The sequence below is a fragment of the Roseovarius sp. MS2 genome, from assembly GCF_051447875.1.
In the GTDB taxonomy this organism is placed as follows: Bacteria; Pseudomonadota; Alphaproteobacteria; order Rhodobacterales; family Rhodobacteraceae; genus Roseovarius; species Roseovarius mucosus_A.
The window spans coordinates 1666201-1687763 of the sequence record NZ_JBKHVF010000001.1; the positions used below are offsets into that span (position 1 = coordinate 1666201).

9 protein-coding genes are annotated in these 21563 nt (G+C 59.8%); 5 read left to right on the plus strand and 4 right to left on the minus strand.

Annotation, left to right across the window (positions count from 1 at the left end; all coding sequences use genetic code 11):
* Positions 1-18 precede the first annotated feature (18 nt).
* From ACLGGT_RS08310 to ACLGGT_RS08330, 5 genes are all read left to right on the plus strand, one after another.
* On the plus strand, positions 19-330 hold the full coding sequence (locus ACLGGT_RS08310) for a hypothetical protein (RefSeq protein ID WP_437195658.1): 312 nt from the start codon (positions 19-21) through the stop codon (positions 328-330).
* A complete protein-coding gene (locus ACLGGT_RS08315) occupies positions 330-1109 on the plus strand; it encodes an aspartate dehydrogenase (protein WP_437195660.1) in 780 nt (259 codons plus the stop codon). The genes ACLGGT_RS08310 and ACLGGT_RS08315 overlap by 1 nt, the downstream gene beginning before the upstream one ends.
* Positions 1110-2702: 1593 nt before the next feature.
* Complete coding sequence (locus tag ACLGGT_RS08320; RefSeq protein WP_437195662.1) at positions 2703-10346, plus strand: VCBS domain-containing protein; 7644 nt, start codon at positions 2703-2705, stop codon at positions 10344-10346.
* A complete protein-coding gene (locus ACLGGT_RS08325) occupies positions 10262-11080 on the plus strand; it encodes a VCBS domain-containing protein (RefSeq protein WP_437195664.1) in 819 nt (272 codons plus the stop codon). Before ACLGGT_RS08320 ends, ACLGGT_RS08325 begins: the two co-directional genes overlap by 85 nt.
* On the plus strand, positions 11014-18126 hold the full coding sequence (locus tag ACLGGT_RS08330; protein ID WP_437195666.1) for a beta strand repeat-containing protein: 7113 nt from the start codon (positions 11014-11016) through the stop codon (positions 18124-18126). Before ACLGGT_RS08325 ends, ACLGGT_RS08330 begins: the two co-directional genes overlap by 67 nt.
* A 167-nt stretch (positions 18127-18293) precedes the next feature.
* On the opposite strand, the gene ACLGGT_RS08335 is transcribed toward ACLGGT_RS08330, so the two are convergent.
* The 4 genes from ACLGGT_RS08335 to ACLGGT_RS08350 are packed head-to-tail and all read right to left on the minus strand — an operon-like array spanning position 18294 to position 21550.
* A complete protein-coding gene (locus tag ACLGGT_RS08335) occupies positions 18294-18989 on the minus strand; it encodes an ABC transporter ATP-binding protein (RefSeq protein WP_375554410.1) in 696 nt (231 codons plus the stop codon).
* Entirely contained in the window at positions 18973-19695 is a 723-nt protein-coding gene (locus ACLGGT_RS08340; RefSeq protein ID WP_437195667.1) for an ABC transporter ATP-binding protein, read from the minus strand. Before ACLGGT_RS08340 ends, ACLGGT_RS08335 begins: the two co-directional genes overlap by 17 nt.
* Positions 19695-20627: a branched-chain amino acid ABC transporter permease gene (locus tag ACLGGT_RS08345; RefSeq protein WP_375554409.1), complete on the minus strand. Its 933-nt coding sequence runs from the start codon at positions 20625-20627 to the stop codon at positions 19695-19697. The genes ACLGGT_RS08340 and ACLGGT_RS08345 overlap by 1 nt, the downstream gene beginning before the upstream one ends.
* Positions 20624-21550 (minus strand): branched-chain amino acid ABC transporter permease, encoded by a 927-nt coding sequence (locus ACLGGT_RS08350; protein WP_437195669.1) that lies wholly within the window; start codon positions 21548-21550, stop codon positions 20624-20626. The genes ACLGGT_RS08345 and ACLGGT_RS08350 overlap by 4 nt, the downstream gene beginning before the upstream one ends.
* Positions 21551-21563: the final 13 nt, after the last annotated feature.

The window sequence follows — 21563 nt, forward strand, 5'->3', positions numbered from 1 at the left end:
CTGCAAACTGCGCATAGGATGCCGTTGAGCGAGATATGCTGTGAAAATGGCCGCCCCATTAGGGTTTTCTTTGCGGGAGGGCGGGGCGCGTTTTTGTCGATGACGCGGGCCTTCGTGCCGGTGTTCTTCTTTCCCTTCATTTCGCTAAAGACATATGGCGGCGAGGATGGTTTGATCGTGTGGCGCACCAAAGGCCAGCAAAGGCTGTACATGAAGGATCAAGCGACGTTGCATTGGGTGGTTTTGGACATTGCCGGTATCCGCAATAGCGACCGCCGGATGACTGCGACAGCGCCCCTGTGCCATCGACCGAACGGGGGGTTTATTTGATGAGACTGGTTCTGGTTGGTTGGGGGGCCATTGGATCGGAAGTTGCGCGCCTTTTGAAGGCGCGCGCTGCGCCGGTCGATCTGGTTGGGGTTGCTGTGCGTGATACTGCGCGTGACATTGGCGTACCGCTGATTGATGACCCCGCCGCGCTGGCCGCGCTGAGACCCGATCTGGTGGTTGAGGCGGCGGGCCAGGCGGCTGTGATGCCATGGGGCCTTGCATCCTTGAGTGCGGGGGCCGATTTCGTGCCTGCCTCAACCTCGGCCTTTGCCGATGAGGGAACGCTTGAGGCACTTGTGGACGTTGCGCGGCGCAACAGGCGGCAGGTGCTGATTCCGCCGGGGGCGCTGGGTGGCATTGACGCGCTGGCGGCGGCGGCGCGGTTGCCGCTGGCGTCAGTGGTTCACGAGATTGTCAAACCTGCCCCTGCCTGGCGCGGGACTGAGGCGGAACGCCTGTGTGACCTGTCTGGCCTGACCGCGCAGCACTGCTTTTTCGATGGCACAGCCCGTGAGGCGGCGCGGCGCTTTCCGCAAAATGCCAATGTGGCGCTGATCACTGCGCTGGCGGGGTTAGGCCCCGACCAAACCCGGCTTCGCCTGATCGCCGATCCCGATGCCACGGGCAACCGTCATCGCGTGACAGCACAGGGCGACTTTGGGCGGATGGAGATTGTGCTGGATAACCTGCCCCTTGCCAGCAATCCGAAATCGTCAGCGTTGACGGCGCTATCGCTGGTGCGGTTGATCGAGAACCGGGCCGGACCGCTGGTGATCTGATACCGTGAGCGGCTGTGCAAAACTCGGCCATGCTTGCAGCGCGATCAGCCTGCGGCGTGTGGCGTAATGGTCGCCCAGCTTGACCCTTTGGGGGGCAGGGGAGCGTGGATGTGTATCGGGCGGTTGGCCGCACCTTGCGATCCTATGCCAAGAATGGCTTTTTCATGCTTCATGCTCTGGCGCGATAGGGGGGCGAATAGATATGACCCAGCCGGACAGCAATTCGTGTTAATCATAATGCCAAAACGGTACTTGATCATGCGCCAAACAACCTGGGCGGACGTGTGGATTATTTCGGTTCACTGAACAATCATAGGTAGTTTCTTTTCTAACCTGATTAAGTATCTGATTTTTATATGTAAAGCCAAACTTTCAGCATGGCGCGGGCGCAGAGACAGCTCTGGCCTGACAGGTTCTGGGAGAGCTGACGGACCAAAGCACATCTCAGAGGGGTTTCTAATCCATTGAATCAAGGCGTGTTTTGGTGACTGAAAAAGCGATTGACCCGAAACGACAGGGGGGACGCCCCATCGGGTTCTCAGAAAAGATTTTCAGCCTATGCGGTATTAACAAATTTTTAACTTTCCTTAGAATTGAAAATTCGCAAGTTTTGGGTTTCAGAAAGCATTTTTTGTTTAAAAAACATAACAAATGCAAGTTTCATTCTTGTTTGCTGGGGCGCGAAATGGTTACGTTCGAGTGGAGTGAGCTATCTTTCGATCTTAACGAGTATCTTTCGTAGCGTTGAGCAATGTTCGAGTGTGAGTGACCGACTGTTTCAATCTCAAGATATGGATTTTCATCACTGTCCTAGAATTCATCAGCACCAAAACAAAACACTAAAAATTACACGGTAATAACCCGCATTTTCAGGTGCTTAGGCACTTTATGCGGATGGAAGACTGCGGCCGGAGTTCAGTCTGAACTTGGCGTCAGGTGGGGAGGCACGAAATTACTAGCTATCGATCAATGGCCCAAGGTTCAGGGCTATCTTCCGTAAGACCCAAGCTGCATGTGAATTTGTGCAGAGGGTTACGCGGTAGCCCGGGAGCAGCAGATGCCACTGGCGGGCCGAATTCGGTCCATGCCTTGGCATTATACAGTGACCCCAGCTCAGGCGCGCGCGACGGGCCAAGCCTTAGACATCACGCAGGCAAGACCACGGCAGACCTGTTGCCGGGCTAGTCCGGAAGCAGGCAGTCCAGCGTCCCTTGTCCTTCCATCACGCTTATCCCGGCCCTCCATCATGGTGCCGCCGGACCAGTTCCTTACTGACCGATCAGGAGAATTCCCAATGGCTAACGTTGACGATTGTGCGGGTTTCTTAGGCCAATTGGCAGATGTTGCCATCCGCGCGCGGGCAAAGCGCGACCCTCAATAATTTCAAATTTCATGGCGCAAGCGGGGCATCACCCACCGCTTGCGTAAGCACAGATCACGCCGCAGAGCGCGGCATCAAAAAATAAAGCAGGAGCATCACCAATGGCTTTTTCAGTTGAATACGCAACGTCCGCCGGCACCATCAATACGAACGAGCTCGCATTTGAGCTTTTGAATGGCACCACTACGTCCACTACGTCCGGGACCGTCAGCTTGTTCGATCCCAATTTGTCTGGATTGACGGGGGACGGTTTTGCTGTGCGCTTCAAAGGCGTTGTAGATTTCTTTGAAGGAGGTAACTGGACCTTTGGTCACGACGCTGATGATGGGTTTGTTCTGTTTATCGACGGTGTGATTGTTGCGCAGCGATTTTCGGGCACTGGTATCAATCCTGGTTGGTCGACATCTTCCGTCGTCAATCTCACCGCAGGCCTGCACAATGTCGAGGTGCTCTATTGGGAGAATACCGGCGGTCAGGACGTTTTCCTGACGGCCCGAGCACCATCGGGGGGGAGCGCTACCCAGATTGGTGCTTTCGGCGGTTTGCCCGTCACTGCAGGCAGCTTCGCGGATGGTGTGCTGCTTTCGGATACATCGGCCGATGCGGATAGCAACCTTGCGGTTGCTTTTGATCATGGCGATGCGTTCTTGAACGCTGCCGATACCGATGTCGATCAGACGCTGACCGTGACTGGTATTGATCCCGATGTGACAGCGGGTGAGGTGAGAGTATCGAATGGCACTACTACCATTATTCTACCCTTTGACCTTGGCACGATTGAAAATGGCATCGCCACGGTAACCCTGCCGGCGAACTCGCTTGACTTTCTGGACGACGGCACGCTGACGGCGACGGTGGAGGTGCAGGATCTAAACGGCAACGTTGCAACTGCAAGCGATACCATTGCTCTTGACACGACTGCCGATGCTGCGCCGAACCTCTCTGTCGCGTTTGAGGGCGCAGGGGTGGACGACTCGACCTTCAACGCAGGAGAGGCAATTCAGGTTGCATTCAGTGGTATTGATGCGGATGCGACAGGGACGTTGACAATCACATCCGCGGGCGGTGGTTCGGTTGTTTTTGAGGGGCTAGACATCGAGTCATTTAGCCCGATTTCGCTTGATCCCCTGCAAATGGCTGCGCTGAGCGACGGCATGCTTTCGGTTACATTGGAGGTGACCGATACGGCGGGCAATATGGCGCAGGCCCAGTCAAATGGCTTTGATCTGAACGCCGCCCCACCGATGATTACGACCGTGACCCTCGCGGGGGGCTCTGGCGTTGAAGGCACCGTGATTGACGGTGATGTCGATGGCTCTGTCACGCTGACGATTGCGTTCAACGAAGCGATGGATACGGCTGTTGATCCGACGGTCACTCTGGATACGGCGTCTGCCAGCAGCTTTACAGAAGCCGAGCGCGCATGGTCGATGGATGGCTTGAGCCTGACAATCACCTATACGGTTGTGGATCAGAATGTCGATCTGGCCGCGATCACAGTGGGTGTCTCGGGGGCGCAGGACGTGGCAGGCAATGTAATCTCTGCTGTGTCCGAAGTGGCGACCGGCACCGCGATTGACACCGAGAGCACAGCCTCTGAGACCGAGTCTGTCACGATTGCCGAAATCCCCGATCAGAATGCTGCGACCACTGGCACGCCCATCGTTCTGGCCAAGCTGTCGGGTGCTGATGGCACGACCTATGCCCTGACAGGGGAAGCGGCGGTTAACGCACATGTCGAGATTGTCAGCGATGGCGAGGACGGTTTCATGGTCCAGATCATCGACACCGAGGCCGCGCGCGGGTTCTTTGACCTCGAAGAGAACGGCCCGAGCTTTGATATTTCCGTGACCGGTACGGATAACGCGGGCAATACCACGGCGTCGGTCCTGTCGATCACGCTGACCGATCTGAACGATGCGCCGGAACTGGTGCCGGGTGAGAATGATCTGACCGGAACGGTGACCGAGCGCGAAGATGGGGTGCTTGGCGAGAATGCCACGCCCTTTGGCACCACCGGCACCTTTGGTGTGCATGACGACGATGTGGCCAATAGCCACTCGGTCACGGTGTCGAATATTTCCAGCACCAATGGCACCTTCCTTGGGGTGTTCCAGGCGGGGTTCTCTGATCCGATTCAGGGCGATGGCAATGGCACGGTGCAATGGACCTTTAACATCGGCGCACCGATCACCAATCCGACGACCCTGGCGGCCCAGATGGCGATTGTCGATGCGCTGGCAGATGGCGAGAGCATCACGCAGGTCTATGACGTGACGACGACCGAAACTGTTGGCGGCCTGAGCTTTGTCCAGCGGATCGTGGTTACCATTGAAGGCAGCAATGATGCGCCGGTGATTTCCGGCACGGCCGTTTCGGCGGATCTGACTGAGGTTGTCGATGACGGCAGCAGTGACCAATCGCTGACGGCGACGGGCACGTTGACCGTGGCAGATATCGACACCAGCGACACGGTGACGGTCGCAGTGTCCTCGGTGGCGACATCGGGCAGCTTTGCGGGCACGAACCCGCTCGACAATACCACCCTGCTGGCGATGCTAGAGGTCGTGGCGGGCGACGGCACTGTCGGCCTCCTCGGCTCCGAGACTGCCGCGATGGCGGCGGATGCGACTGCGGGCTCGGATTTCACCTGGCAGTTCAGCGCGGGCAACCCGGAAAGCTCGCCGTTTGATTTCCTGCCTGCGGGCGAAACGCTGATTTTGGAATATACGCTGACGGCGACGGACGATTCCGAGACCGCGAACGCGACCGATACGCAGGTTGTGACGATCACCATTACCGGCACGAATGACGTGCCGCAGATCGGAGCCAGCAGCACTGCCGCGACCACGGTGGTCGAAGCAGGCGGCGTCGAGAATGGTGGTGAAGGCACAGCAGAAGCCACAGGCAATCTGTCGGCGGATGGCAATTGGACCGATGCCGATGATGGCGAAGCCGCAGCCTTGGTTGTGAGCGAGATCGCCTTTGGCGAAACCAGCGTACCGGTTGCCGTCGAGGGTGAAACCGAGATCGCAGGCACCTATGGGTCGCTCTTTGTCAGTGCCGATGGCAGCTATCGTTACGTGCTGGATAACGCGCTGGTCGCGACACAGGCGCTGAATGCCGATCAAGCTGTAACCGAGGTTTTTGACTATACCATCGCCAACAATGGCGGTGGCCTGGGCAATGAGGCAAGCGCGACGCTGACCGTCAACATCACGGGCGCGAATGACACGCCGGTGATCAGCTTTGGCGAAGGGCAGGACGTTGGCACGGTCGAGGAGGCAGGCGTCAACGCCGAGAACGAAGCCATCAATACGCCACCGACCACCGCAACCGGCACGCTGAGCGCGGATGATGTGGATGCCGAGGATGCACCGGTCGATCTGATCTGGAGCGCTGGGGCTGATACCATGGCTGGCCAAGCACAGACAGATTCCCTCACAGTTGAAGGGGTTTACGGCAGTTTTGCGGTAGATGTTTCGGGCAATTGGACCTTCACGCTGGATAACACCGCCGAAGCGGTTCAGTCGCTTCACGACTCGGAATCCGTCTCGGAGACTTTCACGGTTACCGTGACCGATGACCGGGGTGCAACGAGCACACAAGATGTGGTGATCACCATCAACGGCACCAATGATGCGCCGGTGATCGTTGCGAATGAGGGGGCCGATACCTCGGTCACAGAGCAAGACGGCAGCGCGGATCCAAAACTTGAGCCCGAGGGGCCACTCTCCTCGGGTGATCCGGACGCCTCTGGCAGCTTCTCGGTGTCGGATGTTGACACCGGAGGTACGGATCAGGTGATCTGGTCGATCACCGGGGTGAACGGCGAGGCAATCGAGCATTCCGTGGCCAATGGTTCCGCCGCCGAGGCCGTTGGCACCTATGGTTTCCTTGTTTTGAACAGCGATGGTGAGTGGTCCTATCAGTTGGACGATCGCGACGAAGACACGCAGGCGCTCGCCGCGGGTGTCGTAGTTACCGACACCTTCACTGTGCGCGTGGCCGATGGGCTGGGTGGATATTCTGAGGATACCGTCACAGTTACTGTGACCGGCAGCAATGATGCCCCTGTGATTGAACTCTTCGGGGGTGAATTGTCGGGTCCGTTGGGTCCGGATTCAACCTTGGGCAACGTTTTGGAATCCGATGCTGCAAACCTGACTGCCAGCGGCACGCTGACCGTATCGGATGTGGATGCGAATGACTCGGTTGCAATATCTGTGACTGCCGTATCGGCTTCGGGCACATTGGGCGGCTTTGAAGAGGATGACGCGGCGCTTCAGGCCATGATGACCATCAGCGGCGGTACCCCGCTTGAGACGGATGCTGGCAATGCAAGCGGTCAGATCACCTGGAGCTTTGATAGCGGCAGCGAAACGTTCGACTATCTTGCTGCGGGCGAGAGCATCACGCTCAACTTTACCGTGACTGCCGATGACGGCGACGCGACCGACACCGAAACCGTGACCGTCAGGGTCAACGGCACCAATGACCGGCCCGAGATTGTGATCGGGGATGGGGATTCAGCCACAGGTGAGTTGACGGAATCAACCGGTCTGATGGGGGAAACCCTGGTTACCGCAGGCACGTTGAGCATCGCCGATGCCGATCTTTCGGATGCGCACAGCGTTTCTGCGAGCCGCGTGTCTGTGACATGGACGGATGTGAATGGGGCCGACAATCTTGGCACTGCGTCGGATGTGACGCCGCTGCGCGAGGGCCTAGAGGCGGCGCTGGATGCGGCCTTTGCTGCTGCCATCAACCTTGGTGATCCGCGGCAAGTCGACTGGAGCTTTAGCCTTGCTGATAGCCTTGCCGATTTCCTAGGGGCCGGTGAGACGCTGACGGTGGTTTATGATGTCACCGTGAATGATGGCGGGGCGTTTGACGGCACGGATGAGGACGGCAATGAAAATTCGGTCTCTGCCGTTCAAAAAGTCACGATCACGATCACCGGCACCAATGATGCGCCGGTTGTTCTGGCCGATGAGAGGAATGAGTTTGCCGAAGGTGACGCGCTGGTCATCGACGAGAACAGCGTTTTGGATCAGGTTGCACTGACACCTGAAGCGACCGTTACCGTCAACCTGCTGGGCACTGGTGACGATAGCGATGATGAAATCTGGGTAACCACGGTCACCGAACTGGACGCCAACGACACCCGCGCGATCACCGGGACAACCAGCGTGTCCGCCTCGGGCAATATCCCCACAGGATTTGTTGCGTCGGATGCCCAAGCGGCGTTTGACCTTAGCGACGCCTTGAACGGGGTTGTCATCTTTGACCGCAATGCCGCCGTGTTTGACGCTTTGGACACTGGTGAATTCATTGATGTGGCGCTGACCTATACGGTCACAACCACCTCGCCGGACGGCACCACCACGACCGATAACGAAGTGACAACGGTCATCCGTGTCACCGGTGCGAATGATGCGCCCTATATCGTGGAAGAGGATGATTTTGCAGCCTCTGTGACCGAGCTGCCGGATTTGGACGCAGGCGAGAATGCCGCGCGCCCGACTGTAAATGGCTCTATCACGTTCAATGACGTTGATCCGGGCGATCTTTCGGCGCTTCAGGTTACAGTTGAACCTGTGCAAGACGTTGGTGAGGGTGCCGCGCTTTTGGCGAATTATGTCGGCACATTCTCGGCGGGCTTTGTTGCGCCGACCGGCACATCGGTCGCTGAAGCTGGCGAGGTGTTCTATAGCTTCGACCTCGATGATCTTGTGCTCGACACTTTGACTGAAGGCGAGACCTTTACCCAATCCTACCAAGTGTCGATCTCGGATGGCACGGCCACCACGAGCCGCAATATCGTGCTGACCTTTACCGGCACGAATGACGCGCCAGTCATCACCGCGGCAACCGGCGACCTAGCCCTGACCGAAGATCAGGGTGATGTCGCCAGCGGGTCTGTGACTACGCAGACGCTGACCGGCACCATCAGCTTCGACGATGCCGATACCTCGACCTTGCCGGCCAGCGGGGGCGCGGGTGGTGCAGATACCCATACCGTTACGGCGGAAGTGACCTCGGTTGCATTGGATTCTGAGGTTGATGAAGCCTATGAAGGACCCACAGGTTCCCTGTCCTTCGATGCCACGGCGGCGAACGCCTCTGATGCGGTTGGCAACACGGTTGGTTGGTCGTTTGAAATCACCGATGGGCAGTTTGATTTCCTCGCTGCCGGAGAAGTTCTGAGCATCACCTATACGGTGACGGTTGAGGACAACAACGGCGGCACCGATACACAAGACATCACCTTTACCATCACTGGCACGAATGACCTGCCGGTTATCAATGTTGCTGAGTCTGACGTTGAGATCAGCGGCAATGAGGATGCGGTGGGAATTTCCGGCACGGTGCTGGCCACGGATGTGGACGGCGACGAGCTGAGCTTTGCGCTTGCGGATGGTGGTAGCCCGGAGAACGGGTCTGTCACCGTGAACACAGATGGCACCTACACCTATGTTCCGAATGCCGATTTCAACGGGACGGATGCCTTTACGGTCGCGGTTTCCGACGGCAATGGCGGCACCGATACAGTAGAGGTCAGCGTCACGGTCAACGCGGTCAACGATGCTCCGGTGAACACCGTGCCCGAGCCCCTGAGCACGGACGAGGATACCGCTGTGGCGCTGACCGGGTTGTCAGTGTCGGATGTAGACGCCGTTGAGGGTACGATTACCGTGACCCTTGCGGTCGCAGACGGCGCAGGCACGATTGCGGCGTTGGATGCTGGTTCGGTTACGGTTGCGGGGTCGGGGACGAATTCGATCACGCTGACCGGGACGTTGGCGGATATCAACGCTTATCTGGCGACTGAAACCACTCCGGTCTTTACGCCCGCGCAGGATGCGAATGGCGATGTGACCTTGACCATGAGCACGGATGATGGCGGCAGCACCGGCGAGGGTGGCGCACTGACCGACATCGACACGGTGACGATCACGGTGAACCCGGTTAACGATGCGCCGGTTGTGGAGGGGCCTGTATCGGCAGAGCAGACCGAGGATGCAGAGGGCTTTACCGTCAATCTCCTGAGCGGTGCGTCGGATGTCGACACGGGCGACGTGCTCACTGTGTCCGGCCTGACGCTTGACAGCGGTGACGACAGCGGCGTGACGGTGTCTATGGATGGCAACAGCCTGACGGTTGATCCCGATGCCTACACCGCACTGGCGGTGGGTGAGAGCGAAGTGATCACCTATAGCTACACGGTGACGGATGGAAATGGCGGCGAGGTCTCTCAGACCGCGACGATCACCATCACCGGGGCAAATGACGGCCCGGTTCTGGAGGACGTGACAACAGCACCGGCGATTGTCGATACGGCTGGCGATGACACGCTGTCTTCGGTTTCGGATACGCTGGTTGGGTCGGATGTCGATAATGGGGCGGTTCTGACCTATGCGATCAGCGGCCAAGAACCCGTAATGGGCGAGACTTCCCTAGAGGGTAAGTATGGGACGCTGACGGTCTTGTCTGATGGCAGCTATACTTACACGCCTGATGCGGCAAAGTTGCAGGGGCTGGCCGCAGATGCCGAACCGAATGAGACCTTCACGATTGTTGTGACGGATGAGCACGGTGCGTTCGATACCGCGACGTTGACGGTGGATATCACCCCGGCCAATGACACGCCGGAACTGGCCTCGGTCGATGCCATCAACATCACCGACACAGCCGCTGCGGATGATTTTGCAGCACAAGGGGGACTCTGTCTGCCACAGACCGCGACAGCGGGCATGTGGACGCGATGGTGTATTCGATTGCAGGGCAGGAAGTTGCAGAAGGTGCCACATCGCAAACCTTCTACTTTGATCGTGTCGGCAACGCGGTCGTGACCGAAGCCCCGCTGAATGGTGTGGAATTGGGCACGCTGACGGTGCAATCGAGTGGCGCTTACAGCTTTGAGCCGAATGATGCGGGTATCAACAGTCTGCGTGCTGATCAGAACCCCGTCATCACGACCACGCTGCGCGCGACAGACCCGCAAGGGGCCACGTCAGAGACCGGGCTGGTGATCAACATTGATGGTGTGAACGATAACCCGACCATTACCGGAACCGATCCTGAGGTTGACCAAGGTGTGGTGAATGTGGCCGCCAAGGAGCAGGCGGAGGCGGACGAGGGCGATCTGGTTGTCGTGTCTGGCACCATTTCGTTTGCCGATGTCGACAGTAATGGCATCCCCAGCTTTGGCTTTGCGGCACTTGCGCCGGGTTTTGTGGGAACGATCCAGTTTTCACCCTCGGGCGAAACCGTGGATGAGGGGACATTCACATGGACCTTCAGCATTCCCGATGCCACGCTCAATGCGCTGGCCGAAGGTGAAGCGCTCGGCACCAGCCCGCAGGTCTATGACATCACCGTCAACGATGGTGATGGGGGATCGGTTGTTCAGCGGGTTTCGATTGCAATTGTCGGAACCAATGATGCACCGGTGATTGCCGGGGCCTTGGGGGCGGTCTGGCGATTTCAGGTGCCGCAACTGAGGCTGCGGATGGGGCGATGGATGCTGCCATCACGACCTCTGGCACGCTGTCGGTTTCCGATGAAGATACGCGGGATGAGGTGACCGTTTCGGTGACCGGGGCGGTGGTATCTGGTGGGACCTTTGCGGGCACCGTGCCTTTGGACAGCGCGGCACTTGCCGCGATGATGCAACTGGCGGCGGGTACTGCGGCTGAATCCGGCTTTGGCGACACCGTGGTTTTGGGTGCGGATGGCACTGGCTCTGACTTTACCTGGGCCTTTGCATCGGGCGCCTCTGGCGATGCGGCGTTCGATTTCCTCGCTGCGGGTGAGACGCTGGTGGTCACCTATACACTGACCGCAGACGACCTGTCCGAGACTGACAGTGCAACCGACACTCAGACCGTGACGATCACGATCACCGGCACCAATGACAGCCCTGTCGCCTCGGCGGCGGATGGGGTCACGGTTGCAGAGGATCTTGATGCAGCCACGGTCATTGCGACCGCTTCGGGAACAGATGTCGATCTGAGCGATGTGCTGAGCTACAGCATTTCTGCAGGGAACGATGCTGGTCTCTTTGAGATTGATGCCACCACAGGCGACATCTCACTTGTGGCGGGTCAATCGCTGGATGCGGAAACGGAGGTTGAGCATGTTCTGACCGTGACGGTCAGCGACGGCAACGGTGGCACCGATACGCAAGAGATCACCGTCAACGTCACGGATGTGGACGATAACCTGACCACGGCTCCGGTGGATGCAGACGGTGTGGCGGGTGGGAGCGTTGATGAGAATGCCGCATTGGGGACGGTCGGAATTACCGCCGCCTCAACCGATGCGGATATTACATCTGGCGCAATAACCTATGCCATCGTCGGGGGCACTGGTGCCGCAGACTTTGTCATTGATGCCGAAACGGGCGTTGTGTCCGTCGCCTCGGGCGCAAACATCGACCGGGAGACAGGCAGCTCTCTGACCATCGACGTCGAGGCAACACCGGCCAATGGTGCGGCAAGTGTCACCTCGACGTTCACAATCACGATCAATGATGTGAATGAGTTCGACGTGAGCACGCCGGTGGATAGCAATGCCGCTGCGAATGAGGTTTCTGAAAACGCAGGCCCCGGTACTCTGGTCGGTATCGTGGCGTCCGCCTCTGATGCAGATGCAACCACCAATGGCGTTACCTATAGCTTGACCGATAGCGCCGGTGGGATTTTCGAGATTGATGCAGCGACAGGCGAAGTGCGTCTTTCGACAGCAGCCATGGCCCCGCGCCCGGATTTCGAAACCGCAGAAAGCCATACGATCACTGTGCAGGCGATGAGCGCGGACGGTTCCATTTCGACCGAAGACTTCACGATCACGATTTTGGATGCGAATGACACGGCACCTGTGTTTGCAATCAACGCCGCACAAAGCGTGGCGGAGAATGAAACCTCTGTCGTTCGGTTGTCTGCAACCGATGTAGACACCGATCAATCTGGTATCAGCTTTACCATCGTTGGTGGGGATGATCAGGCGGCGTTCCGCGTTGTTGAGGACGAGGGGGTTTATACGCTCGAATTTATCAGCGCACCTGATTTCGAGATGCCGACCGATATCGGTGGCAACAACATCTATAATGTTGTGGTTGAGGCCTTTGATGGCACCAACATGACGGAACAGGCGTTTGCAATCACAGTGACGGATGTGAACGAGGCCCCCACAGCGGTCAGCCTTGACAACACGACGGCGACCTTGGCTGAAAATTCGGTCATCGGGTCCGGCATCAAAGTGGCGGATATCACCATCACGGACGATGCTCTTGGGGTAAACGGTGTTACGTTGACTGGGGCGGATGCTGCCTTCTTCGCGGTGGTGAGCACGGATACCGGGCTTGAGCTGCATTACGTTGGGGAGGCTCCGAATTTCGAGGCTCCAGCCGATGCAGGGGCGGACAATAGCTTTAACGTTACTGTCGAGGTCGATGACGGGACGGTTGGCGATACGCCAGACGCAACCACAGACTTCACCCTGACGGTGACGGATGTGAACGAGGCACCTGTTGCCAATCAGGTTCCGGCAGAAACCTTCCCGGTTGTGATCGAGGACGAAGTCTTTAACGGCATCGTCGTTTCAGAGTTTGGCGAAGCCTTTGGTGAGATTCCGCTGTCGGTCTTTGCGTCCGATGTGGATGGCAACATTGATCCGTCCTCTCTGTCCATCGACGGTGTGACCGTCGAGGGCAATGTGGTCACGCAGGCCGAGGCAGGTATCTCCTATAGCGGCGAGACAGGGGCATTCAGTGTTAACGCGGCGACAGAGGTCTATCAGTCGCTGGATGTCGATGAAGAAATCTCGGTTGTGGTGAGCTTTACCGTCACTGACAGCGAGGGGCTGAGCGACAATACGGGCACGATCACCTTCACAGTGCGCGGCACCAATGATGCGCCAGTTATTGTGGTGGCCGAGTCGGACATCACCGGCACCGGGGCAGAAGATGAGGGTGCAATCACCGGCACGATTGTGGCGGATGATGTGGATGATGGGGCGACCCTCGGGTTCTCCATCGAGGATGGCGATAGCGCCGCAAACGGGAGCGTTACCGTAGACCCGAACACCGGCAGCTGGAGCTATACGCCCGATGCGAACTTCAACGGCGTGGACAGCTTTACTGTGACGGTCTCGGACGGTCTGGGTGGGTCTGTCACGCAGGTTGTCGATGTTACGGTTACAGCTGTGAACGATGCGACCGAGATTGATGTGTCGAGCCAACTTGCGGCGACCCATGTCGAAGCGGTCGATGCAGCCGCGCCTGTTGCGACACTGGTCGCGGCTCAGGCCAGTCTGACCGATGTGGATGGTCTGGATTATGACACCGGCACCTTCACGGCCTCTGTGGTGGACGGCGATGCGACCGACCTTCTTGATCTTGACACCTCTGGCAGCGTCAGCGTTGTGGATGGTGCGGTTTCGGTCGGCGGCACGCAGGTCGGCACGGTAACGGGCCAAGGCACTGCCACGCTTTCGGTCAGCTTCCTTGCCGCGGCCTTTGCGGCGGATGTGCAGGCGGTGATCAACGCGCTAAGCTATGCGACCACCGACGCCACGCCCGTTGCATCGCGCGAGATCACGCTCGATCTGACGGATGGTGATGGGGCTGCCGCCGAGCAGCAGACCATTTCGGTCTCTATCACGGCAACGAACGACAGCCCGATTGCCGTCAATGATGCCTTTGGTGTGACCGAGGGATCGTTCGCGTCTGCCTTCAACGTGTTGAGCATCGGCACGGCAGACAGCGATCCCGAAAATGACACGCTCAGCGTAACTGCGCTGGCGGATCTGGCGGATGGGGCGCAGCCTGTTGGTGGATCGGCAACCGTCGGCGCGTCTGCCGGTGTCATCACAACCGATTGGGGCGCTGAGGTGACGCTGCAGTCCAATGGGCAGCTGTTCTATAACCTCACCTCTTCCACCGCTCGGTTCAATGAACTGGCGGCGGGCGAGACTGCGGTCGACAGCTTTACCTACACGGTCAGTGATGGGAATGGTGGCACGGATACGGCCACGGTTTCGGTCACTATCACGGGTGTCAACGACGCGATCCTGGCTGCGCCTGACACAATCACCGCGACAGAAGATACGGCCGCCTCTGTGACGGGCAATCTTCTCGCGAATGATACGGATGTCGATATCAACGACATCCCGACCATTGTGGACGCCAGCAGCTCTGTCACAGCGACTGCGGTTGCAACGGCTGACGGGTTCCGGATCACGACGATTGACGGGGTCGTGGTGAACCTCAGCGCCAATGGCGATTACACGCTCACCGCGCCGGATAGTCTGGCTGCGGGTGTGACCTCGACAGCGACGTTCCAATATACCGTCCAAGACAGCGGTTCGGCACAATCGACAACAACCGTAACTGTGCAGGTGACCGGCGATAATGACGCGCCGACAGCCGTACAAGTCACGCTTCTTGCATCCAATGAAGACACGGTTCGGATCATCACCGAAGCGCAGCTTTTGTCAGGTGCCAGCGATGTCGATACGGGTGCCGTGCTCGAGATCACGGCTCTGGCTCTGACCAGCGGCAATGGATCTCTGGTCGACAATGAGGATGGCACTTGGACGTATACGCCTGACCTGAATGACAATGGGGATGTGACATTCTCCTACACAGTGTCGGACGGGCTGTTGACGGCCACAGCAAGCGCCACGCTGGATCTGTTGCCGGTGAACGATGCGCCGGTGGCGCAGGCGGATGCGGCGATCAGCACGGGTGAGGATCAGGCGATCTCTGGGACGGTGACGGCCACGGATGTGGACGGCGACAGCCTGAGCTTTGCGCTGGCCACGGGCGGTGCCCCGGCGAACGGATCGGTGACGGTCTCGGCCAATGGCGGCTACACCTATACGCCGGATGCCGATTTCAACGGGACGGATGCCTTTACGGTCTCGGTCACGGATGGCAACGGCGGCACGGATACGGTCGTGGTCAATGTGACGGTGAACGCGGTGAACGATGCGCCGGTGGCGCAGGCGGATGCGGCGATCAGCACGGGTGAGGATCAGGCGATCTCTGGGACGGTGACGGCCACGGATGTGGACGGCGACAGCCTGAGCTTTGCGCTGGCCACGGGCGGTGCCCCGGCGAACGGATCGGTGACGATCTCGGCCAATGGTGGCTATACCTACACGCCGGATGCCGATTTCAACGGGACGGATGCCTTCACGGTCTCGGTCACGGATGGCAACGGCGGCACCGATACGGTCGTGGTCAATGTGACGGTGAACGCGGTGAACGATGCGCCGGTGGCGCAGGCGGATGCGGCGATCAGCACGGGTGAGGATCAGGCGATCTCTGGGACGGTGACGGCCACGGATGTGGACGGCGACAGCCTGAGCTTTGCGCTGGCCACGGGCGGTGCCCCGGCGAACGGATCGGTGACGGTCTCGGCCAATGGCGGCTACACCTATACGCCGGATGCCGATTTCAACGGGACGGATGCCTTCACGGTCTCGGTCACGGATGGCAACGGCGGCACGGATACGGTTGTGGTTTCCGTGACGGTGAACGCGGTCAATGATGCGCCGGTGGCGCAGGCGGACGCGGCGATCAGCACGGGTGAGGATCAGGCGATCTCTGGGACGGTGACGGCCACGGATGTGGACGGCGACAGCCTGAGCTTTGCGCTGGCCTCGGGCGGTGCCCCGGCGAACGGATCGGTGACGGTCTCGGCCAATGGCGGCTACACCTATACGCCGGATGCCGATTTCAACGGGACGGATGCCTTCACGGTCTCGGTCACGGATGGGAACGGCGGTACGGATACGGTCGTGGTTTCCGTGACGGTGAACGCGGTCAATGATGCGCCGGTGGCGCAGGCGGACGCGGCGATCAGCACGGGTGAGGATCAGGCGATCTCTGGGACGGTGACGGCCACGGATGTGGACGGCGACAGCCTGAGCTTTGCGCTGGCCTCGGGCGGTGCCCCGGCGAACGGATCGGTGACGGTCTCGGCCAATGGCGGCTACACCTATACGCCGGATGCCGATTTCAACGGGACGGATGCCTTCACGGTCTCGGTCACGGATGGCAACGGCGGCACGGATACGGTTGTGGTTTCCGTGACGGTGAACGCGGTCAATGATGCGCCGGTGGCGCAGGCGGACGCGGCGATCAGCACGGGTGAGGATCAGGCGATCTCTGGGACGGTGACGGCCACGGATGTGGACGGCGACAGCCTGAGCTTTGCGCTGGCCTCGGGCGGTGCCCCGGCGAACGGATCGGTGACGGTCTCGGCCAATGGCGGCTACACCTATACGCCGGATGCCGATTTCAACGGTACGGATGCCTTCACGGTCTCGGTCACGGATGGCAACGGCGGCACGGATACGGTCGTGGTTTCCGTGACGGTGAACGCGGTGAACGATGCGCCGGTGGTAACGCTCGCAAATGTAACCACAGACGTAGACGAAGATGCTGACACCACGTCTCGGATCAAGGTTGCGGACATCGTCGTGTCGGATGATGAGCAGGGCATCAACACTCTGGCCTTGGTCGGTGCTGACGCGGCTCTGTTCGAGATCGTTGGAACGGCCTTGTTCCTGCGCGCTGGTGCGTCGCTTGACTTTGAAACCAAGGCGCAGCTCGATGTTTCCGTCACTGTGAACGATGCGAGTGTTGGTGGGACCCCTGATGGCACAGCGTCACTGAGCCTGACAGTCAATGACGTCGAAGAGGGGCCTGTATCCACCAATGAGAATGACACGCTGATCGGTAGCGATGGCGATGATCTGATTGGTGGCCTTGACGGAGACGATAGTATTTCCGGTGGGCTGGGCAGCGACTCGTTGTTTGGCGAAGCTGGCAATGACACCCTGTCCGGTGGTGACGGCAATGACACTGTTGCAGGCGGGGATGGCGATGACGTTGTGAACGGCGACGCTGGCAATGACTCTCTGGGGGGCGGTCTGGGCAATGACACGCTGAACGGTGGCGATGGCAACGACACCATGGGTGGTGGCTTTGGCGACGACTTACTGTCGGGCGGCACTGGCGCTGACGTGGTTGCTGGTGGTGCTGGCAACGACACACTGGACGGCGGCGACGGCAATGACTCGATCTCTGGTAGCTTTGGCAACGATGTGATTAATGGCGGGGTCGGAAACGATCAGATTGGCGGCGGTGCCGGGCGTGATACGATCGACGGCGGCGCTGGTAATGATCAGATCGGTGGCGGTGAAGGCGATGACGACATCAGCGGTGGGGCAGGCAATGACTTCCTCGCTGGGGGTGGGCGCAACGACGTGATTGATGGCGGCACCGGCAATGATACGATCAACGGCGGCGCTGGAAATGACATCATGACCGGTGGCGCAGATGCGGATATCTTTGTCTTCAGCGCCTTCGTTGACGGTGAGCTTGATGTTATTACCGATTTCGAGGATGGTACGGACCGCTTGTTGATCCGTATCGTCAATCCCGATACCGGCGAGGTGAACATCAGCAACGGGGGCAATGGTTTGCAGGGCTTTGTGGATGCGTTGGGTATTACCCAGGCAGATGAAGGCGCGCAGATCAATGTGAACGGTCAGATCATTCTGTTGGAGGGTGTTGATGCCTCTGTGCTGGGGGTCGACGACTTCCAGTTCCTCTAAAAAACATAAAAGGATGCGTGATCGTCGTTAAGATCGCGCATCCTTTTGAATCCAGAGACTTTTTGAAGCCAGAGGCAATGGCCGACAGGCTATCTGAGCGACAGACGCGCGGTGTCCCTGCGCCTCTGCGACAAGCGCACAGCCAAGTGCCTTTTGTGCAACCTGCGCTAAACCCCGACGTAACGATCCACGAGGCTGCGGTCGGCGCGCAGCGCCTGGGCGGTCATCACCGCCCCGCCCGTGCCATTCTCGAGAAACGCCACCCGGTCGGCCACATCGAGCACCGCATCGACCCGTTGTTCGACCAGCAGAACCGCAACGCCAGATGCCCGCAACCCCACAATCACCTCGCGAATGGCCGCGATCATCGAGGGCTGCAACCCTTCGGTTGGCTCGTCGAGCAATAGAACTTGGGGGCGCAGGCAGAGCGCGCGCGCCATGGCGAGCATCTGTTGCTCGCCGCCCGAGAGGGTTTGCGCCTTCTGCCCCAACCGCTCGCGCAGGCGGGGAAAAAGCGCCAGCACCTCTGCGCGCACCTCTGGCCCACTTTGCCGCGCCATGAGGCCAATTTCAAGGTTCTGCGCCACGGTCAGGTCTGTAAAGAGCCGCCGCCCCTGGGGCACATAGCCCACACCGGCGCGGGGCACCTGATGCGCGGGTAGCGTGCTCAACTGTTGCTGTCCCAGCCAGATTGACCCAGAGATAAGCGGCAAGAGCCCCATGATCGCGCGCATTGTCGTGCTTTTGCCCGCGCCGTTGCGCCCCAAAAGGCACAGGATTTCACCCGCCTGCACCTCTAGGCTCAGATCGCGCAGCACCTGCGCGCGGCCATATCCGGCGCTGACCCTATCCAGCCGCAGCATCGGACACGCCCCCCAGATAGGCGGCCTGCACCGCGCGGTTGGCATGGATTTCCGCAGGTGTCCCCTCGGCCAGCACCCGGCCACCATCCAGCACGGTGATCCGGTCCGCCAGATCCATCACCACCCGCATGTTATGCTCGATCAGCAGGATGGTCGCCTCTTGCGCCACCTCGCGGATCAGGCGCAGAAAGCTGTCGATCTCGCCCTCGGCAAGGCCTTGTGTCGGCTCGTCAAGGATCAAGAGGCGCGGGGATTGGGCAAGGCCCATCGCAATCTCCAAGAGGCGCTGATGCCCATAGGCCAGATCGCCCGCCTCTTGGCCGGCGCGCTCTGCCAGCCCGACCCGCGCCAGCGCCTGATCGACAGCGGTCTCTACCGCCGCGCCATGCAGATGCCGACGCGCGGCAAGGGCTACGTTTTCCCGCACACTGAGCCGGCCAAAAACCGAGGTGATCTGAAACGTATAGGCCATGCCCAACTGCATCCGCCGATGTGCGGGCAGGGCAGTTATGTCTTGCCCATCGAAGCTTACCCGCCCCGCAGTCGGGGGGATACGCCCGGAAATCATGCCCACCAGCGTTGTTTTGCCTGCGCCATTGGGGCCGATCAGGGCGCGAATCTCGCCCTTGAGCAGGTCGAAATCCACATCCTCGACCGCGCGCAACCCGGCAAAATTCTTGGATAGCCCCCGCGTGGATAGCAGCATCACGGCATCCCCCGCCAGAACCGTCGCCGCACGTCGCCCATCAATCCTTGCGGCGCAAAGAGCGTCAGCGCCACCAGCGCCACACCGGCGATGAGCATATAGGCCGTGGTCACACCGGAACTGAGGTCAATCAGGTAGAACATGAAGAGCGTGCCGATGAATGGCCCCAGCACCGTGCCCGCCCCGCCCAAAAGCACCCACAAGAGCGGAAAGATCGAATATTGCACCGAGGCGAATGTCGCCCCCACATAGCCAAACAAGAGGCCATACGCCGCCCCCGCCGCCGCTGCCATCGTCCCCGAAATCACCATGACCGCGAATTTATGGGCGAAGACGTCATAGCCCAGCATGCGTACCCGTTCTTCATTCTCGCGGATCGCCACCAGCACCCGGCCAAAGGGCGACCGCACCAGCCAGAGGCACAGCATCAGGCAAAGCCCGAACAAGAGCAGCGCCGCGAGATAGCGATTGCCCTCATCGCTCAGGTCGATGCCCCAGAGCATCCGCTGTGTCTGTTGGATCACGAACCCCTCATCGCCCCGCGTCAGCGCCCCGAAATAGAGCACGGTGAGGTAGCCCGCCTGTGCGAACATCAGCGTCACGATCATAAAGGCGACCCCGGCCGTGCGCAGCGCCAGCGCTGCCAGCACGCCCGCCACCACCGCCCCGGCCAACACCCCAAGGATCAGCGCCGGTGCCGGTGTCAGCCCCAGATGCTGCACGCCGAGGCCCATCCCATACATCCCCGCCGCGAAAAACAGCGCATGGCCCAAGCTGAGCAGCCCCGTGTAACCGAACATGAGGTTATAGCCCATCGCGTAACTCGCCAGCACCATCACCCGCGCCAGATTGCCGTGGTGATAGGCAGGCAGCACGAAATGCAGCGCCAAGAGCAGAGCCAGCAGCCCGACATGCAGGGCATAGACCCTCACGTGCTGCGCCCCCCGAATAAACCCTGTGGGCGGAATACCAGAACCAGACCTACAAGCAGCGTCGCCAATATCTTGGCCAGCGTGGGCGAGAAAAAGACCGAGATGATCCCGTCGCTGAGGCCGATCAGCACCGCTGCCAGCACTGTGCCGGGCAGGCTTCCTAGCCCGCCGATGATCACCACGATAAACGACAGCAAGAGCGGGTCCGCACCCATCAGGTAATGCGCCTGTTGTATCGGCACGATCAGCACGCCCGCCAGCGCCGCCAGCGCGGCCCCCAGACCAAAGACCAGCGCATAGACCCGCTCGACCGGGATGCCAAAGGCCAGCGCCATGTCGCGATCCGACTGCGTGGCCCGCATGACCAGCCCGATGCGGGTGCGGGTCATCAAGGCCCAGACGGCGCAGAGCAGCACCACCGCTGCACCGATCACCGCCAGTTTGTAAGTGGTCGTGCCCAGCCCCCAAGGCCAGATCATCGCCCAGCCCTCGGCCCCATGTTCAAACCACGGAAGTGCAATCCGCGTGTTGAACGGTGCCTCGACGGGGCGCGCATCCGGGCCGTAGCCCATCAGCGTGACCTGCTGAATGATATAGAGCAGGCCGATTGTGGCAACGATGGTGCGCTCTGGATCATACTCCAGCCGTTTGAGGATCGTCATATCGGCGGCCACCGCCAGCGCCCCCACGATCAGTGGCGCTGCCACCAGCGCCAGTGCAAAGCCGATGGCGGGATGCCCCACCACGCTCTGCGCGATCCACCACGCCAGCACCGCGCCCAGCATGAAAAACTCGCCATGCGCGATATTGACCACCCGCATCACGCCAAACACAAGGCTGAGCCCCACAGCCGTCAGTGCCAGCACCGCCGCAGTCACCGCGCCCTCGAGCGTGGCCAGAACGAGATAGGGGCCTAACTCCATGCTAGGGCCATGT

Coding starts and splice junctions, on each gene's coding strand:
- ACLGGT_RS08330 (WP_437195666.1), top strand. CDS start 11,014: ATGGATGCTGCCATCACGACCTCTGGCACGCTGTCGGTTTCCGATGAA.
- ACLGGT_RS08335 (WP_375554410.1), bottom strand. CDS start 18,989: ATGCTGCGGCTGGATAGGGTCAGCGCCGGATATGGCCGCGCGCAGGTG.
- ACLGGT_RS08310 (WP_437195658.1), top strand. CDS start 19: ATGCCGTTGAGCGAGATATGCTGTGAAAATGGCCGCCCCATTAGGGTT.
- ACLGGT_RS08350 (WP_437195669.1), bottom strand. CDS start 21,550: ATGGAGTTAGGCCCCTATCTCGTTCTGGCCACGCTCGAGGGCGCGGTG.
- ACLGGT_RS08315 (WP_437195660.1), top strand. CDS start 330: ATGAGACTGGTTCTGGTTGGTTGGGGGGCCATTGGATCGGAAGTTGCG.
- ACLGGT_RS08340 (WP_437195667.1), bottom strand. CDS start 19,695: ATGCTGCTATCCACGCGGGGGCTATCCAAGAATTTTGCCGGGTTGCGC.